The organism is Armatimonadota bacterium, from assembly GCA_039679645.1.
Classification (GTDB): domain Bacteria; phylum Armatimonadota; class UBA5829; order UBA5829; family UBA5829; genus UBA5829.
Window position 1 is genome coordinate 1 of the sequence record JBDKUO010000043.1, and the last position, 19550, is coordinate 19550.

Annotated in this window: 16 protein-coding genes; 12 read left to right on the forward strand and 4 right to left on the reverse strand. The window is 51.3% G+C overall.

Annotated elements, in window-relative coordinates:
- The 6 genes from ABFD83_08880 to ABFD83_08905 all read left to right on the forward strand — a co-directional run.
- Positions 1-368, forward strand: a 368-nt coding sequence (locus tag ABFD83_08880; protein ID MEN6357182.1) for a hypothetical protein, incomplete at its 5' end; no start/stop codon positions are given.
- Between the two features lie 219 nt (positions 369-587).
- Positions 588-1259 (forward strand): haloacid dehalogenase, encoded by a 672-nt coding sequence (locus tag ABFD83_08885; GenBank protein MEN6357183.1) that lies wholly within the window; start codon positions 588-590, stop codon positions 1257-1259.
- On the forward strand, positions 1216-2580 hold the full coding sequence (locus ABFD83_08890) for a CCA tRNA nucleotidyltransferase (GenBank protein ID MEN6357184.1): 1365 nt from the start codon (positions 1216-1218) through the stop codon (positions 2578-2580). The genes ABFD83_08885 and ABFD83_08890 overlap by 44 nt, the downstream gene beginning before the upstream one ends.
- A gap of 253 nt (positions 2581-2833) precedes the next feature.
- A complete protein-coding gene (rpoN, locus tag ABFD83_08895) occupies positions 2834-4261 on the forward strand; it encodes an RNA polymerase factor sigma-54 (protein ID MEN6357185.1) in 1428 nt (475 codons plus the stop codon).
- Between the two features lie 217 nt (positions 4262-4478).
- Complete coding sequence (locus ABFD83_08900; protein MEN6357186.1) at positions 4479-5267, forward strand: hypothetical protein; 789 nt, start codon at positions 4479-4481, stop codon at positions 5265-5267.
- A gap of 100 nt (positions 5268-5367) precedes the next feature.
- Positions 5368-6852, forward strand: a complete 1485-nt coding sequence (locus tag ABFD83_08905) for a leucyl aminopeptidase (protein MEN6357187.1) — start codon at positions 5368-5370, stop codon at positions 6850-6852.
- An 8-nt stretch (positions 6853-6860) separates the two neighbouring features.
- Here the strand turns inward: ABFD83_08905 and ABFD83_08910 are convergent, their stop codons facing one another.
- Positions 6861-7235, reverse strand: a complete 375-nt coding sequence (locus tag ABFD83_08910; protein ID MEN6357188.1) for an STAS domain-containing protein — start codon at positions 7233-7235, stop codon at positions 6861-6863.
- 198 nt (positions 7236-7433) lie between these two features.
- On the opposite strand from ABFD83_08910, the gene ABFD83_08915 reads away from it, so the two are divergent.
- A complete protein-coding gene (locus ABFD83_08915; protein MEN6357189.1) occupies positions 7434-9866 on the forward strand; it encodes a GH116 family glycosyl hydrolase in 2433 nt (810 codons plus the stop codon).
- 53 nt (positions 9867-9919) lie between these two features.
- On the opposite strand, the gene ABFD83_08920 is transcribed toward ABFD83_08915, so the two are convergent.
- The gene (locus ABFD83_08920) at positions 9920-10552 is read right to left on the reverse strand and encodes a BON domain-containing protein (protein MEN6357190.1); all 633 of its coding nucleotides are present in this window, start codon (positions 10550-10552) and stop codon (positions 9920-9922) included.
- 88 nt (positions 10553-10640) lie between these two features.
- On the opposite strand from ABFD83_08920, the gene ABFD83_08925 reads away from it, so the two are divergent.
- Complete coding sequence (locus ABFD83_08925; protein MEN6357191.1) at positions 10641-11426, forward strand: sugar phosphate isomerase/epimerase family protein; 786 nt, start codon at positions 10641-10643, stop codon at positions 11424-11426.
- 193 nt (positions 11427-11619) lie between these two features.
- On the opposite strand, the gene ABFD83_08930 is transcribed toward ABFD83_08925, so the two are convergent.
- Complete coding sequence (locus ABFD83_08930; protein ID MEN6357192.1) at positions 11620-12636, reverse strand: hydroxyacid dehydrogenase; 1017 nt, start codon at positions 12634-12636, stop codon at positions 11620-11622.
- Positions 12637-12754: 118 nt separating this feature from the next.
- On the opposite strand from ABFD83_08930, the gene aroF reads away from it, so the two are divergent.
- Both aroF and ABFD83_08940 read left to right on the forward strand, forming a co-directional pair.
- Positions 12755-13777, forward strand: a complete 1023-nt coding sequence (gene aroF / locus ABFD83_08935; GenBank protein MEN6357193.1) for a 3-deoxy-7-phosphoheptulonate synthase — start codon at positions 12755-12757, stop codon at positions 13775-13777.
- Between the two features lie 167 nt (positions 13778-13944).
- The gene (locus ABFD83_08940; GenBank protein ID MEN6357194.1) at positions 13945-14475 is read left to right on the forward strand and encodes a hypothetical protein; all 531 of its coding nucleotides are present in this window, start codon (positions 13945-13947) and stop codon (positions 14473-14475) included.
- 60 nt (positions 14476-14535) lie between these two features.
- Here the strand turns inward: ABFD83_08940 and ABFD83_08945 are convergent, their stop codons facing one another.
- Positions 14536-15924 carry a PAS domain S-box protein gene (locus ABFD83_08945; protein MEN6357195.1) on the reverse strand — a complete coding sequence of 463 codons (1389 nt, stop codon included), beginning with the start codon at positions 15922-15924 and terminating at the stop codon, positions 14536-14538.
- Between the two features lie 193 nt (positions 15925-16117).
- On the opposite strand from ABFD83_08945, the gene ABFD83_08950 reads away from it, so the two are divergent.
- Together ABFD83_08950 and lysA are read left to right on the forward strand one after the other, a co-directional pair.
- Complete coding sequence (locus ABFD83_08950) at positions 16118-17953, forward strand: SpoIIE family protein phosphatase (protein MEN6357196.1); 1836 nt, start codon at positions 16118-16120, stop codon at positions 17951-17953.
- Between the two features lie 251 nt (positions 17954-18204).
- On the forward strand, positions 18205-19548 hold the full coding sequence (gene lysA / locus ABFD83_08955) for a diaminopimelate decarboxylase (GenBank protein MEN6357197.1): 1344 nt from the start codon (positions 18205-18207) through the stop codon (positions 19546-19548).
- Positions 19549-19550: the final 2 nt, after the last annotated feature.

The window sequence follows — 19550 nt, forward strand, 5'->3', positions numbered from 1 at the left end:
CTGCTGGCATGATTGTGGCTCGCCTCCTTTATTTTCTCACAAAAATGAATTCGGCGTTGACCGTCCATTTTCATGCCAGCAGCCTCATCTTTTACCTATTAAAATTCCGTAGATTTGACACGCACCCCAAAAAGACCCCGCGCTTGTATACTCTGCTTCGCTCGTGCTACAATCGAGCAATGAATCACACTGAGTCGGTTTTTCGGACAATAAAAGACAGAGTAGCCGCCGCTATCGGCGAGTTGGAAGAAGCGTCCGCAGCGGCTGAAAAGAAAGAAAACCACCGCCGTCTTTCAAATGCGGCGTTGGAACTTCACAAATGCGCCGACGAGATGCAGAATGTGCTTATGCGCATTAAACCGCGATGAGCCAATGTGGCAGCTTCGGCCGCTTCGCAACCGAAGCAACTAAACCGAAGTAGGGAACAGGGAACAGGCAACTGATTGCAAAGCCGGAAAACTTTTTATGTATAGTCATTCCGAGCGAATGCGAGGAATCTGCTGTGAACCCGACTTGGCAAGAGCATATATAGGTTCTAATAATACAAAGTGTGGCGAGCGTTCCGGACTTTCCACTATGGAGGGCAAATGGAAAACATAACAATAATCGCTGATGAAATTCGCGAACTGCTGGATGAGACAAATGCCGTAAGAGAAGCGGCGTTAAAGCTGTCGCGTGAAACTATCAGGCTCTGTGCAAACTCCATTCGCGCAAGTCATAGAGAGGACTTTGACGAGGCCTGCAGGCTGAAATCCGAGGCTCGCAAAAAGGTCGAAGAGGCAAAGCAGATACTCAAGGACAAGCTCGAAATTTATTACACGGGCTATGTTCAGGATGCTCAGAAAGAGTATGCCGAGTCGGAGCTGACTTATGCTATAATCCGGGAGATGGAGTTTCCGCGCCATGAGGATCTGGGTGTCGAGGCGGCGGCGTATCTCAACGGTATGGCCGAGGCCATTGGCGAGAGCAGACGCCACGTGCTGGATGTGATGCGTCACGGCGATCTGGTTAGGGCCGAGCGGATTCTGGATATAATGGACGAGGTATACTACATACTCATTACGTTCGACTATCCAGACGCAGTCACGCAGGGCCTTCGCCGGCAGACGGATATGGTCAGAGGTGTTCTCGAGCGCACCCGAGGGGACATCACTCTTCTTCAACAGCAGCAGAGGCTCGAGGGCGCGATCGAGACCGCTATAGAGCGGATGTGCAATGAACCGGGTAATCGAAAAGCTTCGGAGGGCGACACAAAATAGCCCATATGCGGGACGGCTCTATCTGGTCGGCGGCATTGTTCGCGACAAGTTTATGGGTATTCCTCCCGATGAGGACATAGACATTGTGCTCGAAGGCGACGCTGCCGGGCTTGCGAATTTTTTGCACGAGCGCGGCGTCGCCGATTACCGCCCGGTAACTTTTGCGCGTTTTGGGACGGCTATGATCATAGTCGATGACCGTCAGGTCGAGATTGTGGGGGCTAGGAAAGAGTCATATGATGCCTCCAGCCGCAAGCCGATCACACAGCCCGGAACACTTGCCGACGATGCGGCGCGCCGCGATTTCACCATAAACACTCTGCTTGAAAACCTCCATACCGGCGAGGTCCTGGACCTTACCGGCCAGGCTGAGCGCGATATCCGCGATGGAATCATCCGCACTCCTGTCGATCCTATAGTCACTTTTAATGACGACCCTCTGCGCATGCTTCGCGCAATACGCTTTGCATCCCGATTTGGGTTCAAGATCGATGAAAAAACTTACTCAGCCATATACTCCAGCGCCCACAGATTGAGTATCGTCAGCCAGGAACGTATTAAGGACGAGTTTCTGAAAATATTGATGAGCGCCGGAATGGTCCGGGGTTTGGAGATGCTGCGTGAAACCGGCTTGCTTGCCATATTTGCGCCTGAGCTTACGGCCATGCATGGAGTCACCCAAAACATCTATCACATATATGATGTATGGACACATTCATTAAAGACGCTTGAGTCAATTCCCGCCGAAGCGGGTATTATAATGAGGCTGGCCGCTTTGATGCATGATATAGGTAAGGTCGAGGCAAGGTCCGTTGCTCCCGATGGAGCAGTTCACTTTTATAATCATGCTCAGGTGGGCGCGAAGATAGCCCATAGGATTATGCGCAGATTGAAATTTTCAAACTCGCAGATCGCCCAGGTCGAATTTCTAATATCAATGCATCTGCGAGTTGGGGAATATGATAAACAGTGGACCGATGCAGCCGTGCGTCGTCTTATTCGTGAGGCGGACCATCACCTAGATGATCTGATAATGCTGACCCAGGCGGACAAGTCCGCATCGAATACGGATATGCCTTCGGTCGATCTGGATGCGTTTTGCGAACATGTTGCGCGAGTAAAGACAAAGCTGGCCGGTCATAAGATTACAAGCCCGCTCGACGGACGTGAAATAATTGAACTGCTGGGTATTGATCAGGGGCCGAAAGTTGGCGAGGTCAAGGCATATTTGGAGAGGGAAATTATTGAAGGGAATCTTTTGGCGGGTGACAAAGCAGGGGCTGCCGAATTAATCGGGCATAAGTTTGGCGTAATATCTTAGACTGAATTAAAATTGACAGTGTCCATGGGGCATGATATACTCCAGGTAGTAACTTCTTCATGCCCCGTGGTAAATAGTTAATTACGCAGAAAATATGAAATCCCCCTCATTGTCTGCCGATAATAGTTAAGTAATATGGCAGGTGAGTGAGGCATCCATATAGATTAAGTGGGTGACTCCAGATATAACTGAGCGGCAGCGGTTCCGAGCTTTTAGCTCTCTACTCTCCGCTTTCAGCCGTTTTCTTAGGTAGGTGAGCTACGGATTGCTGATCGAGCAAGGTCTAAAACAGACTTTATCACAACGGATTGACCCCAAGTTAATCATGGCCAACAACATACTGCAGCTTTCATCACTGGAGTTGCAGCAGGTCGTCGAGCAGGAACTTGCGGAAAATCCGGCGCTTGAGGTGCCTGAGGAGGACCCTTGCGAAGGCTGCGAACAGCCAAAAACTCTGTGCCTTGACTGCCCGTTCCGCAAGCAGTCCGTCTCTTCGGACGATTCCGATCTGAGCGTGTATGAGTTGGATGAGCCGATTGATTTTGCTGCCGATGCCGATGATGGCGAGGGTGATTTCATATCAAACATACGCGCCGAGGTCACGCTTCACGACTACCTCACCGAGGTTTTGCGCGCCGTAGTACCTTCCGAGCAGTGGGATATCGGCGAGTATATCATATCCAACATCAATGAATCGGGCTATCTAGAATGCACTATTGAAGAGCTTGCTCATGAGATGGGTAAGGATATAGATGAAGTCGAGCTGGTCCTTTCGGTCATACACACCCTCGATCCTCCGGGGATCGGCGCGCGCAATCTGCAGGAATGCCTGCAGATTCAGCTCGAAAGGCTGGAGGAAGATGAATGCGGTAATCCGGTCGCGCTGGCCATTGTGCGCGACTATTGGCAGGAAATGCTCTCCGGTAAGGTAGGCAGAATAGCTCGCCGCCTGAAGGTGACTGCAAAGGATGTCGGTTTCGCAATCGAGTTTGTCAGAAAGCAGCTAAACCCCTATCCCGGCAACAGTTTCCGGCCTCCTTATCAAAATGAGCCTGTAAACCAGGGTGGAGCGGTCAGGCCGGATGTCGTGGTGCGCCGAACACCGAACGGCTACGAGATCGACGTGGCGGGCAGCGATTTTTACCTGTTGTCGATCAACTCAAGATACCGCCAGATGTATAACGATATCCGTAACGGTGGAGCTAAAAAATTCAGCGGAGATGATAAGAGCCACATTTCACAGTTTGTCGAGCGAGCTGACCTGTTCATACGATATATAAATGAAAGGCGCAAGACACTGCGGCAGATCACGAAATCGATTGTGGAGTATCAGCAGGGCTATATAGAGACCGGCGCGAAATCTTTTCTAAGGCCGCTTACCCGCACCAAGATAGCGCGCGCGCTGAAGATGCATGAATCTACTGTCAGTCGCGCTACGGCGAACAAGTTTGTTCAACTTCCAAGCCAGGAAGTTGTACCGTTCGACTTTTTCTTCGACGGCTCAGTATCAATCAAGGATGTAATTGGGGAACTCATAGCCTCGGAAGACAAGTGTAATCCTCTCAGTGACCAGCAGATCGCAAAGATTCTGCAGGAACAGGGCCTTAATGTTGCCCGCAGAACGGTGGTCAAATACCGTGAAGCGCAAAAAATCCTCTCCAGCCGCCAGCGGCGAAGATAATAACTCCAATGATCCAAGTACAATAATGTAACCTCCAAGGCTTTTGCGCGTCTAATCTCAATTGAGGGCGAGGCTCCCGCCGAGCCGCAATCCGGTGCATTTGGCTAAGTTCCGTTGGGGCAGATTTGCAATCTGGTCCCTCCTGGGCAAAGTTATCTTGCATAGAACCTGCTTGTAAGGTCTATAATAAATGTAAGCAAGTTTTGGAGGAGTTGAGATGAGAACAGCATTGTCCGCATTCATTATTATGTTGTCACTTGTTTCGGCAGCATACGCAGCCGGGCAGGTAAGCCTGAATGTCAGCGATATGCCCATCAAGGATGTCGCTTCTCAGATTGAGCAGCAGTCAGGGGTTTCTATAGCTCTTGACCCAAAAGCTCAGGGGAATATCTCGGTGAGCATCAGCGATGTTGATGTCAGCCAGGCTCTGAATATTATCACCAAGCTCAATAAGCTTACCTGGAAGAAGCTTCAGTTTGCTAAACCGGCTGACTCAACGATAAAGCTGGACCAGCTAAAGTCAGCTATGTTGGCTTTGAGTGCGTTGCCGGTGGTTGGTCTGTCTGTGGAAGATCCTGCGAGCAAGACGACCGCGGTATACGCAAAGGATCTTGCCAAATCCCCTGATACATCCAGCCTGCTACTGCCCGAGGGCTACACATGGGCTACCGTATATGTCATACTCAATCCGGAGGCCGATGCCGCGCAGGAGGCCAAAGCGGAATCGGATGTTGACAGGATCAGCAAAGCAGAAGCAAAAAACGCTATTGATATGGCGAATATGACGCCTGAGCAGAGGCAGCAGATATTTACAAATGAGATGAGCGCATATATGACATTAACTCCTGAGAACAGACAATCAATTTTAGCCGACAGGATGCGAGCGATGTTCAATATGAGTTCTCAGGACAGTCAGCAGTTCAGGCAGGATATGCATTCGGTGATGCAGAGTCTGCGCCAGTCCGGCGAGGCTCCGAACTGGGGCGGACATCAAAATCACAATTAATAGTGTAAATTGCAAAACTATCGCATGACAAGTGTTGATTATTTTTTGTAATTACTTCAATAGACAACAAACGCGAAATATTTCTGATGGAGGAACAAAGTTGGAGTTCAAAGCAAAGCAGGGCTCGCTTCAAGACCAGCAGAGCGATATTGTAATAGTAAACCTTTTCGAGGGGGTCAAACATCCGGGCGGCGGCACGGGCGCTGTGGACCAGGCTCTGCACGGCGCCATATCCGATGCTATCCGTGATGAGGAGTTCGACGGCAATCTCGGCGACACTCTGGTTATAAGGACTCTCGGCACAATCCCTGCGAAGTATGTGATAGTAGTCGGTCTGGGCAAGAACGCTGACTTTGATCTGCTCAAGGCAATGCGGGCTTCCGCCCGCGCGGCAAGAAAGTGCCGCGAACTCAGAGCAAAAACAGTCTCCAGCATACTTCATGGAGCGGGAATCGGCGGCCTGCCTGTCGAAGACTGCGCGCGTGCCGTGACTCTTGGTGCGATATTCGGAACTTACGAGTATACCGATCTCAAGACCGAAAAAGTTAAAGAAAACCCGATCGAGCAGTTCAACATTGTCGAGCTATCCGGTGATAAGTTAGACAGCATTGCCTCTGGTATCGCTAAAGCGCAGGTTGTTGGAGATGAGGTCATTTTCGCCCGTGACCTTGCCAATGCGCCGTCAAATATAGTAACTCCTGCTTATCTTGCCGACCTTGCAGAACGGATTGCCGGTGAAACCGGGCTGGAGTGCCGTGTAATGGACCGCGCCGCAATCGAGTCTGCCGGAATGGGCCTTTTGGCGGCGGTCGCAAGGGGAAGCAAGGTGGAGCCTCGCTTTATCGAGCTGCGATATTGCTCGGAAAAGCCCTCAAAGACTGTCGCGATAGTCGGCAAGGGCATCACGTTCGACTCCGGCGGTTACTCTCTCAAGCCGAGCGAGTATATGTACGGCATGAAAGACGACATGTCCGGCGCGGCTGCTGTGCTTGCGGCCATGCAAGCAGTGGGCCGCGAGAAACCCGGCCTTAACGTGATAGGTCTGATCCCCGCGACTGAGAATATGATCGGCCCGGCAGCAATCCACCCCGGTGATGTGTTCACGTCGTACAGCGGCAAAAGCGTTGAGGTCAACAACACAGACGCCGAGGGCCGTCTGATCCTGGCCGATGCGGTCGCGTATGCCGACAAGCTCGGAGTCGATGAAATAATCGATGTGGCGACTCTTACCGGAGCGTGTGTGGTCGCTCTTGGTCGGGAACTAAATGGTGTATTCGGCACCGATGATGCTATGGTTGATAAGCTTATAAATGCCGGACGCTCGTGCGGTGAAATCATGTGGCGTCTGCCTCTCTACGACGACTATAAGGAAAACCTCAAGAGCGATGTTGCCGATCTGAAGAACACGGGCTCGCGCGAGGGTGGGGCGATAAGCGCGGCTCTCTTCATAAAGAGCTTCGTAGGCGAGACGGCATGGGCGCATATCGACCTGTCGGCATCCTCTGTCGAGAAGGATACCGACTTGGCCAGAAAAGGAAGCACCGGATCGGGGGCGGGCACGTTGGTCGAGTATCTGCTGCGATAGTCGATCTTCTATCTCTGCCAGTTCAGCGGTTGGACTCGCTGCTCTCTGGTTTTTGTGTAGATCGGAGTGCTTACGTTCAATAGTTGGTATATTCCGGCGAGTTTCAGCACTCGCATAACTTGCGCGCTGCACTGAATAATACGGGATATCCGATCTTTTTGACGCACTTTATTAAACAAGTTGAGCAGGAGTCTGATCCCTTCGCTGTCAATGAAAGTGACCTTTGCCATATCCAGCAGGAGGTCGCAGTCACTGTCATTGACTATTTCCGACAACATAGGGTCGAGGTCTATCGAGGCCGCGAAGTCAATTTCACCGGACAGCCTGACGATCAGTGAATGTTCGTTTCGAGCCAGTGAGATGTCGAATGATTGTGATTTCACAAACCTTCACCATCCTTTTCTCTTTGACCAGTGTTGAACTCAATGAACTTGGGGGTTATACCCATGTCTGCCGTTTGAAGTAAACCATTTATATGTGTTTGTTCGCTATAATATCTTATATGTAATTTTGCAGACCTGTTGACTCCGTATAGTGATCCTGCTAGTATATGCAGAAAATGACCGGGGAGCTGCAAGCATTTGAGTAACAAGATTTACAAGGACGATTGTCTTAACCATATAGCATTTCCGCTGGGCGGCATTGGCGCAGGTATGATCTGTCTGGAGGGCGCTGGAGCACTCTCGAACGTGTCCATACGCAACCGTCCGAATGTGTTCTTTGAGCCCTGCGTCTTTTCGGCGATATGCGTAAAGGGAGAACAAAATATTGCCCGCGTGATCGAGGGTCCCATTCCGGACAGGAAGATATTCGGCTCTCCGGGTACGGGTAATGGCGGCGCTCACAAATCGTACGGTCTGCCCAGATTTGCCGGAGCAAGCTTCAGCTCGCGCTTCCCATTTGCAAATATAGACTTCACCGATGAGAACTTGCCGCTTGATATCTCGCTAATCGGCTGGAGCCCTTTTATTCCCGGCGATGCCGACAATTCCAGCCTCCCCGTTGCCGCCCTGGATTACAAATTTACAAATAACACCAGCGATACAGTCGAGGCAGTCTATTCATTCAACGGAAAGAACTTTATGGATACCGGCTCTCATATGGCGCAAGTTCTGGAAGCGGCAAACGGTTTTGTATTTTGGGAGCCGGGTGCAGAAGACAAGCCGTGGGAACAGGGCGCGTTCTGCGCATCTGTGGACAGCCCTGAGGCCGCAGTCAACTGCGCGTGGTTCAGGGGCGGATGGTTCGATTCGCTTACTATGGCCTGGGATGAGATCGAATGCGGGGAGATCAATGCTCGCCCTCCGATTGCTGATGGTGATCCCAGCCCCGGCGCAAGCATATATGTTCCATTTATTCTTAAGCCAGGTGAGGATAAGATAATAAGGCTTATGCTCTCCTGGTATGTCCCGCGGACCGACCTGCATTTTGAGTGGGAAGAAAAAAAGTGTTCGTGCGGTTGTGATTGTGGAGGGGAATCTGCCAAAGGCGATGATTACTACCATCAGCCCTGGTATGCGGGCGCGTTTGACGGCATTGAGTCTGTCGCAGCGTATTGGCGTAATAACTACGATGGTCTCAGGTGCAAGTCTGCGCACTTTTCTGATACATTCTTTGACACCAGTCTGCCTGATGAAGTGATTGAGGCGGCGGAAGCAAACCTCTCTATCCTAAAATCGCCGACAGTCCTGAGGCAAAAGGACGGCAGACTCTGGTGCTGGGAAGGATGCTGCGATGGTGACGGATGCTGTGCCGGGTCATGCACACACGTTTGGAACTATGCCCAGGCTCTGCCTCATCTGTTTCCTGACCTCGAACGCACGCTGCGTGAGACTGAGTTTCACGAGGGTCAGGACTCAAATGGCCACCAGTCTTTCCGTGTGCCGCTCCCGATAAAGACCGCAACTCATGGCAAACAGGCTGCGGCGGATGGCCAACTCGGCGGCATAATCAAAGTCTATCGCGAGTGGCGTATCAGTGGCGATGCGCAGTGGCTGGAAAAGATGTGGCCGCAGGTCAAATCCAGCCTTGATTATTGCACTAAAATATGGGACCCGGACAGTGAGGGTGTCATCAGGGAGCCGCATCACAACACATACGATATCGAGTTCTGGGGAGCCGATGGGATGTGTACGAGCGTTTACCTTGCAGCCCTAAAAGCTGCAGTATCGATGGGCGGGTCACTCGGTGAAGATACCGCGCACTACGCTGAGCTTTTGAGTAAGGGGTCGGCCTATCTGGATAGCGAGCTTTGGAACGATGAGTATTATATCCAGAAGACACAGTGGGAGGGTCTTCATTCGGGAAATCCACTGGAGTATCAAGCTCTGGCTTTTTCAGGCTACTCGCCGGAAGCATCAGCCATTCTTGCCAAAGAAGGTCCGAAATATCAATACGGAACCGGGTGCCTCTCCGATGGCGTTATAGGTTTCTGGATGGCCGAATCGGCAGGTCTCGGCACATTTGGTAATCCCGAGCACATAAAGAGCCACCTCGCGTCTATTCATAAATACAACCTCAAACGCAATCTGTCAGCACATGCAAATCCTCAGCGGTCCACATATGCGCTCGGCAAAGAGGGCGGTCTGCTGCTGTGTTCATGGCCCAGGGGCGGCAAGCCCTCACTGCCGTTTGTATACAGCGATGAGGTCTGGACAGGCATCGAGTATCAGGTCGCGGCACACTGCATTATGATGGGTCTTGTAGATGAGGGGCTTGAGATTGTCCGAACCTGCCGCGCAAGATATGACGGCAAGAAGCGCAATCCATATAATGAATATGAGTGCGGCCACTGGTATGCCAGGGCTATGTCGTCTTACTCGCTGCTTCAGGCTCTGACGGGGATACGCTATGATGCAGTCGAAAAGACACTCTATGTTGACCCAAAAATCAGAGGCGACTTCCGCAGCTTTCTCTGCACAGCGACAGGATACGGCACTGTTGGCATCAAGGACGGCGATGTCTTTGTCGAAGTTCAAGAGGGTGCAATCGATATTATGAACATCGTGCGTTAAGGGTTTACAGTTGTCGGTTGCCGATTATCAATTCCTAACCGTCAACTCATAACCTACTCCACTGGTGTGCCGGTATCTCCTTGTTTAATTCTCAATTTGCTGTTGATGCCCAATACGCCTCGCATGCGGAGTATCATTTCTTGAATGCTGTTCAGGTCATCTGCCGTTTCGACACTGCCTTCGAGGTTCACGATCTGGTTTTCAGAGTTGAACTCAACGTTTGATATATCTACTTCGCTTTGTGTCTGGAATTCACGTTCGATCTGGGATTCTATTTCATCGTCAGAAAACTGTCCGGGAAACTGCTCGCTTGTGGGTGCGCCCGGCCCGGGGACGTTATCCGCAGCCGACAGCGAAAAGGCTATGTCTCCGGCGTCACCTTCAGCGGGTCCGAATCCCAGCCGCGCGTCGAAACCGTCATAGGCGGATGCTTTGCCCGGAACCCTGGGAACTACGCGGATGTTATTTATGACTCCTTTAATGTCTTCTTCATATACCAACTGTTCTGCGAGCAATTTCTGTTCTTCAGTGTCGACATCTCCCTCAAGCACGACCACTCCGCCATGCACATTTACGTCTATCTCTGATAGCCCTTCCATTTCATTTGCTATCAGAACCGCTTTTATCTCTTCAGCTTTTAACCTGTCTCCAACTGCCATCGTCAGTGCCCTTTCTCGCGCGATCATTATGTAAGTTCTATACCCAAATAGTTGCAGGACGTTGCGCCTGCATTGGTTAAGGAGTGCGTGAGAAACATTCTAGTGAGGGAAACAAATGATATCCTGCGACACTTACAGTGTGAGAGACTACTTCAAAGAGGGCAAGATCGACTGCCTTAGTGTGCCCAAGCTCCTTAAGGACCTGGGTATATCGGGTGTGACGTACAACCAGCTATATATGAGTTCTTACGACACAGAGTATCTCGATAAGATCAAGCAGGCTTGTGCCGACGCCGGGGTCAAGATCACCGGGTTTATTATTGAGGGCAACCTTGCTGGTGATGATGCCCAGGCTCGCGAGAAGCAGATGGCCGATGACGAGATGATGATGCGAGCGGCAGCGTATATGGGCGCGCCTGTTGTGCGGATCAATCTCGGCAGTACTGGAGACTTGGAGCGTGACAAGACGGAAGGCGTGCAGCGGTGCATTGAGGCGTTCAATCGACTTATCCCGATTGCAAAGCAGCTCAATGTCAAGATCACGATTGAAAACCACGGCGGTGTCAGCAAGACCGCCGACATGATCCTGGATGTGATAAACGGAACTGACCGCGAATGGGTCGGTTCATGTCTGGACTTCGGCAACTGGACCGATGACGTGCGCTACACCGAAAGCGCCAAGCTCGCTCCGTATGCCTATCATGTGCATGCCAAGACCCATGAGTTTAATGATAAGGGCGAGGATATCAATAAAGACTACAAGCGCCTTCTGCAAATGCTTAAGGACGTGGACTATAAGCGCGCCGTCTCAATCGAGTATGAGGGCCCTGACGACCAGGTCGAAGGCGTCAAAAAGACTCGCGACCTGATCCTGAGATACTGGCCCGAACTGGCTGATTAGCGAGGGTAGGGGATAATATTCTGCGGGGGAATGATTCCCCCGCCGATCTGCGTTCTGTCATTCCGAGCGAAGTCGAGGCTCGTTCGGGCGCGATATCTGATCGCGCCCGAAACAGAATCTCCGCGATTTCAGATTGCGATAACCATTCAGCGTCTCAATACATTTCAACGCCTCAGCAGTTCCGTGATCCAGTTTAAGCCAGACGTGCCAGGTCCTGTTGCGTGACCTCATACTTCAGCGTTTCACCAGTGAAGAACCTCTCCAGCTCGCTTACGGCATAGCTGCCCATACGTGCCATATTGTTTGCTATTGCACCGGCGATATGCGGTGTAAATACCACATTCGGCAAGCTGCGCAGGGGGTTGTCCTCCAACGGCGGCTCAGGTTCGGTAACGTCCAGGCAGGCTGTGATGCGGCCTGTCTTGAGTTCATCGTATAGCGCGGATTCGTCTATTATGGCTCCGCGCGCAGTGTTTATGATAATCGCTCCATCCTTGAGGAGCTTGAGGTTGTGCGAGTTGATCATGCTTGCTGTTTCAGGCAGGCTGGGTGCGTGGATGGAGATCACATCGGCCTCACGCATCATGTCGTCGAGGTTATCATATTTCACAACACCCATCTGTTTGGCAGCCTCATCTGAAACGAACGGGTCGTATAGCAGAATATCCAGGTCAAAATTACTCAGTAGCTTGATAAAATGCCGTCCGGCATTTCCAGCGCCAATAACTCCCACCTTAATCCCGTAGGCTTCCACTATCTTATTTCTCTCGTCTTTGTCGAGCCATCCGCCTTTGTGGATTATATCGTTGAGCCAGTAAGTGCGCTTCATTGTGGAGAGCATCAGACCCAGAGCGTGCTCGGCTACACCTACGGCAATCGCAGCAGCGCCACTGGTTACTTTAATTCCGCGCTCCCAAACAGCGTCAGAGACAATAGGTTTCACGCTCCCTGCCGTATGAGCAATCATCTTGAGATTCGGCGCCGCGTCCAGAATTTCGGTGGTTAGTTTTGGTGTGCCCCAGCCGGTAAGGCATGCGTCAGCACCCGCGATGATTTGTCTCACTGTGCCCGGGTCGGCGTCAGGCATGTCGGTGTTTATTATCTGAGCGAACTGTTCAAGCCGCTGGATATCTTTATGATAAATAACCGCTTCGCTGAGCGGTTGCCCCCTGTAATTCCTCAATAACAAAACAGCAACTTTAGGTTTCAACTTTGCACCTCACTACACAATCATCTGCAAGACTACCCTATGTGGATGGTGATGTCAATAGCTGGATTTTTGAACGTAATTTAAGGTATACTTGTTCTTGAAACAGGGAGGCATCGGAATGATTATCATTATGCACACGCAGGCAACTGAAGACGAAGTGAGGGCAGTAAAACAGGAAATTAAAAAAATCGGCTTCAGACCTTTTATGAACCCCGGCGTGGAGCGAAAAGTAATTGCAGTGCTCGGAGAACTGGACGTACGCAAGGCCGATCTGGTCGAGCACTTCAATGCAATGAGTGGAGTCGCGAGGGTAGAGCTGATCTCCGATTTGTGGAAACTTGCCTCGCGTACATATCATCCGGAGAACACCGTCGTCAGTATTGGCGATGTCAAAATAGGCGGCAATGAGGTAGTAGTGGCTGCAGGGCCATGCTCTGTCGAGACCGAGGAGCAGACAATCGAGGTTGCGCAACAGGTCAAGGCAGCGGGAGCCAAGATGCTGCGCGGCGGCGCATTCAAACCCAGGACCTCTCCGTATGCTTTCCAGGGCTTGGGCGAGGAGGGTCTCAAGATACTCGCCAGCGCCCGCAAAGAGACTGGTCTGCCCGTCGTGACTGAGGTAATGGACACACACGAGGTCGATCTGGTGTGCGAATATGCCGATGTGCTTCAGATCGGCGCGCGCAATATGCAAAACTTTGCTCTTCTAAAAAAAGTAGGGTCGGCCGGTCGGCCTGTGCTGCTCAAGCGCGGGCTTGGCTCCAAGGTCAAAGACCTGCTCATGTCTGCCGAGTATATAATCTCCGAGGGAAACCAGAATGTCATTCTGTGCGAGCGCGGCATTACGACTTTTGAGGACTCGACCAGGAACACCACTGACATCAACGCAATCCCTGTGCTCAAGAACTGGACTCATCTGCCTGTAATGCTCGATCCGAGCCATGCCACAGGCAACTGGCTATATGTCGGCGCCGTTGCGAAGGCTGCGGTGGCAGGCGGAGCCGACGGCCTTTTGCTGGAGGTCCATAATGATCCGGCGCATGCCATGAGCGACGGACCTCAGTCTCTGCGACCCGAGAAATTCGCCCACCTGATGGGTGAGCTTAAGCGGGTAGCCGCTGCGGTTGACCGGGCGATGTGAGTTATGAGTTATGGGTCGCGAGTTATGGGTTGAGGGTTGAGTCCAGGTATTACTACCGGTTTTACACCTCAAGACCCCGTATATGCGCCAGGACATGGAACACATGCATTAGGGACCCGGCAAGGATGCCGGGACAGAAATAATAGGTGTGTTTCCGGAGGTTGGGCATGCATAAGGTTTTGTGGGGTTTATCCGTAATCATGATTGCAGCAATAGCAGGATGCGGGGGTGGAGGAGGTTCCGTCAGCGGGACCACACCGTCGTCCTCACTCAAACTGTCGGATGAAGTTGTGGGGGCGTGGCAAGTGGCGAGTTTGAGCCTGCCCAATAACCAGATCGTTATTGAAGAAGACGGCGACGTTGCGGTCGAAGTCACCGGTTCTCAAACTCGCGGCGACAGCACGGTTGTCATAGGCAGTTGCGGCAGCGATGGCACACTTAGCCTGAACGGCAATTGGACGGCTGATGGAGCCAAGCATACGATTGATGCGACCGGAAGTGTCGATTCAAACAGCAGCAAGCTATCGCTGTGCGCCACTGTCCGTCAGGACGAGGAGATCATTTGCCAGAACGTCACTGTGACGGGAGTCAGGAGTGATGACACTTCAGATCAAACCGGTGATGATGTTGAGACTCCGCCTGCCCCGCCTAGTATGGATGATCCATACGATACTCCACCGGCGCCGCCTTCTTTCTGACATAATAAACCGAGATCAGACGGTCGTCCGACGTAATGCCGGGCGACCGGAAATGGTGTGCTACCACACATCCGTAAGGCACGACAGAGCAGAAGGTTCTTTTGCACGATGAAGCGCGACTTGCAATGCCACTGTTGTGCCGAGAGGTCCGGTCGCCAGATAGACCGCATCCGCAATTGAGATCATTGTCTTATAGCCCATACCCAGCGATATTGCAGTCGTATATCCTCTGGTTAAAGCCACGTGAGGAAGCGCAAGAACGTCAATTCCAGTGCCATGGTCCGACATTACAAAAACCAGCGCTTCGGGCATTTTGTGCAGAGACGCATGCCCTCCGCTATCATGCTTGAGGGAATTACTCGTTGCTTCACCTGCGCACAGCACCAGGTCTTCAATTTTCGATTCTTCCATGCCGAATGATTTTGCAGCCTGTGCAACTTCTTCTCTTATAGAACTCAGGTGTTCTTCGTTCTTTATACACCAGGATGCCAAAGGCATTCCCACCAGTTGTTCTATTTCCTCGTGGCTGGAAATTGCGAGTTTCCCGCATGTTGCCGCAAGTATCGTGCGTTTATAGAATTCCCGCATATGAGTTTCAAGCTCTCGACTTTTTTGCTCGGCCTTCTTTAGCTGAGTAATGTCCATTCCCAGGTCCAGTCCCATGATTACCTTTTCCTCCGCATTAAAAATGGGGGCCGCATTGCTGAGCACTAGAACAGTTGATCCGTCGGCGCATCTTTCTTCCCATTGAATGTTATCGATAACTTCTCCGGCGAAGACTCGTGCAATAACCGCTTCTCTCTCTGCTCTGTCTTCCGGTCTGGCGATCGTGTCGTACAGTGAACGTCCTACAAGATATTCGACAGTGAATCCCAAAGTATGTTCGGATGCCGCATTGGCCTGGGTAATAACTCCATTGCGGTCATATGCGTAGATAACTGCAGGCACATAGTTAAAAATTGCGCGGAAGCTCTGTTCCGAGCGCATCAGTTTTTCTTGAGCTTCGGTGCGTTCTGTGATATCGTGGGCTGCTCCGTGGTAACCTATCAAGTTGTTTTCAAAATCAAAGATTGATTTGGCATTGATCTCCAAGTAACGTATTTGCCCACTTTTGGAAACAAAGCGAAGCACACACCCGATAGTCTTATTTCTTCGTGCGACTGTGTCGTTGAAAGTCTCAATCAAACTTACGCGGTCCTCAGGGAGCGCGAAGTCAAAGGCGTTCTTGCCGATCACTTCTTCTTCCGTATAACCGAGTATCTTGTGTAACGCCGGACTTGAATACATGAAGCGTGCATGCGTGTCTATTGTCCAAACCCAATCCGACAGAGCTTCAACAAGTTCCTTGTAATCGCATTCCGAAACAGCCCCTTCGTCCCGTGGGTTCTTATGGTCATTAACTACCTGTTCGGATAGAAGTTGTGCAGAATTTTTCCGCTTAGTCGGCATTACCTTCACCTCAGTCGTATAAGAAGATATGGCACTATGACCTTATATACCCGTCTGGAATGTCTTCTCGTCAGTTGTAATGTCATTTCAAGCGCTGAGCCAGTGGTATGCCATTATTTTTGCTGCATTAAGTGATAATACTAGTTCATCTGCTCAATCATAGTTGGTATAATATTGATATAGATATGCAATTATGACTAGCAATATGCTTAAAAAACGAATATTGATTGTTGGAGACAGCGCGGCACTGGAGAACGCCTATCTTCAGATACCATCCGGTGTCGCAGTTGAACTTGTGCACACATTCGATGAGGCTCTGGAGAAACACTCGCGCGCCGCTTCGGATAAAATCGTAATCGACCCTGCATTTCTTTTTCAGTCCGATGTGGAGATATTCAGCGCGTTTGACGCTGTCCTTCGTGCCGAAGATCAAAAGGTCATATTGGCTGGCGAGAAAACAGCCATAGCGTATATAGATTCCGATTTCAAATTCATATGGGCCAACCCTGCATATGAAGCGCTGTTCGGAGTCGTGATCGATTTCAAAAAGGACAGCTATTTCGATTTACACTCCGGCTGCAATGACCGGGCCGTTATTGAATGCGTGCGAAATACCATGCTGCCGATAAGGATTAGTGCCTGCCCTGCCAAATCCGATTTGGAACTCATATGCACCATTTCTCCGCTTGCGAGTGCGACTGAAGAGTTCTATGGGTTTGCAATATCCATAACCCAGTGCAAGTTCAATACGCAAGTCGACAGAAAGCCTCATACGCCGCGAGTCGAAGAGTTGCAGGCGACTATAGACAGACTCCACGCCGAGATTGAACAGCGCAGACTGGCAGAGGAAGAACTCATAAATGCCCGAGCGATTGCCGAGCAGCGCGCTAATGAAATAGAATCGCTGATTTCCGGAATGACTGAAGGAGTGGCGCTCTTTGACGCCCAAGGGAATGTGCGACTCATAAATGGCATCGGGCAGAATCTGCTGGGTATCGAGTCTAAAATGTCCCATATCGATTGGGCAAAAACACTACACAGATACACACTTGAAGGCCAGGAAATGACTGTTGAGCGGCATCCGTTGACTCGCGCGCTGAGCGGCGAAAGAGTTATCGATGAGCGCTATAGAGTTATTACGAGCGCAGGACGAGATTTCATTGTCAGTGTCAGCGCGGCTCCTGTTAAGGATTGCCATGAATGTGTAATTGGAGCCACTCTCGTCTTTCGGGATATCAGCGATCTTGTTGCAATAGAGGATCAGAAGCGTGAAGTATATGAGCGAGAGCACAGGATTGCGGAAATACTTCAACAGGCTCTCATCCCGCCGCAGGTAAGTTATAACATCGAAGGCTGCAAAATCGTAGTGAAGTATCAGCCCGCGCTTGACGAGGCAGCCGTGGGCGGCGATTTCTATGATATTTTTGATATGGGTGACGGAAAGATAGGCATCCTTATCGGTGATATTGCGGGCAAGGGGCTTCCCGCCGCGATACGAGTGGCTGCCGCCCGTTATTCCATACGCAGCTATGCTTTCTTGGACCCGAGTCCGTCTGTGGTTATGACTTTGGCAAACCAGGCTTTATGCAAAGAGGAAACCTCAGAAATAGGGCTGCTTACCGCGTTTTTTGCCGTGGTGGATGTGCCCAGCGGCATCATTACATACGCAAACGGAGGTCATGAACCTCCGCTCGTGCTGGGCGCGGATGGGGATGCCAAGGAACTCGAACTGCAGGGCGGCGGACTTGGGTTTTATGACGGGTTCGTCTATGCCGAAGCCTCTCTGGAGCTAAAGCCGGGTGATGTAATGATTATGATAACCGACGGGATCACGGAGGCCAGATCGGCAAACGGGGAGATGTTCAACAAAGAGGGCGTAAAGCAATATCTAGTGAAGAGCCGCCGCCGCAACCTCGATTCTCTGGCTCAAGGCATTGTTGAATCGGCCAGGCATCACGCGGGCGGAAACCTTCAGGACGATGCGGCAGTGGTTGTCGTGCAGCTTGAGGGCGTGCCGAACACCGACTGATACGGATGTCGACAATAGTATCTGCTCAGCATCATATACCCACGCCTGATCGGTTGTGATTGTTACCCTCAGCCGTGGTGATTGCATTCTCGTTGTCGGCAACAACGATGCCGATGTGGTCCGAATCAACATCTTCGATAAGCTCCAAAGTTTGACTTATGTTAGTTTGTATGTTAAATTATTTCTTGAACCGGCTTTGATGTGGGCTGGTTCCTTTTTTTGTATATGCATGGAAGGGTAATTATCTGTCTATGATGTTGCTTGGAACACAAAGAGTAAACAGCCGCGATCACCTTGAAATTGGCGGTTGTGATTCGGCTGATCTGGCGGCAGAGTTCGGCACGCCATTATACGTAATGGACGAAAAATTAATTCGCGATAAATGCCGGGCTTACAGGCAGGCATTTGCTCGTGAATATGGTGATGCGGATATAGCATACGCAAGCAAGGCGTTTATTGTGACTGCAATGTGCGCTTTAGCCGACCAGGAATGCATGTGGCTGGATGTCGCAAGCGCAGGCGAGCTTTATACGGCCAAATGCGCGGGCTTTCCGATGGAGCGCATACTGGTCCATGGCAACTTCAAATCTGCTGATGAGCTTGAGATGGCTGTCGGATATGGCGCGAAATATGTAGTTGTCGACAGTTTCATAGAGCTCGAACTGCTCAGCGCAATCGCACAAGATGCAGGCAAGACTCAGGATATACTGCTCAGGTGCAATCCGGGTGTAGACCCTCACACTCATAGACTGATCCGCACCGGCCAGGAAGACAGCAAGTTCGGCTTCAATATAAAAGACGGCTCGGCTATGAAGGCTGTAAAGCAGGCGCTCGGATGCAAGGGTATTGCACTGAGGGGTGTACACTGCCATGTCGGCAGCCAGCTCTTCGATCTTTCGCCGTTCATCGATTCGGCTCCGATCATGGCCGATTTCATCAAGCGGATAAAGAGTGAGACCGGCACAGTGATCGAGGTCCTGGATATAGGCGGCGGCCTGGGTGTCAGATACCTTGAAGAGCACGATCCTCCCAGCATAGACGAGTTCGCCAAGGTTATCAGCGAAGCCGTGATTGCTGCCTGTGGCGTAAGGGGAATAGACAAACCGCATCTGATATTGGAGCCCGGCAGGTCCGTTGTCGGCGAGGCCGGCACTACGATCTACACAGTCGGCGCTCCCAAGCAAGTGGATATCTCCGAGGACCCGGGCACACGGACATACCTGCCGGTGGACGGCGGTCTTTCGGACAATCCCCGTCCGGCTCTGTATGACGCGCAGTACTCGGCGATATTGGCAAATCGCGCAGGCGATGAGCCGTCAAATTTATATACGGTCTGCGGCAAGCACTGTGAGACCGATAATCTCATTACAGATATCCTGCTGCCTGAGGCAAAGACAGGCGACCTGTTGGCCGTACAGACCACGGGAGCGTATAATCATTCTATGGCCAGCAACTATAACCGGTTTACGCGACCGCCTGTGGTGTTTGTCGCGGACGGGCATGCCGATCTGGTCGCGCGGCGGGAGAGTATGGACGATCTTGTATCCTGCGATTTACTGCCTGAGAGGTTCAAGGGTTCAGAAACGAAAGTCTAGTT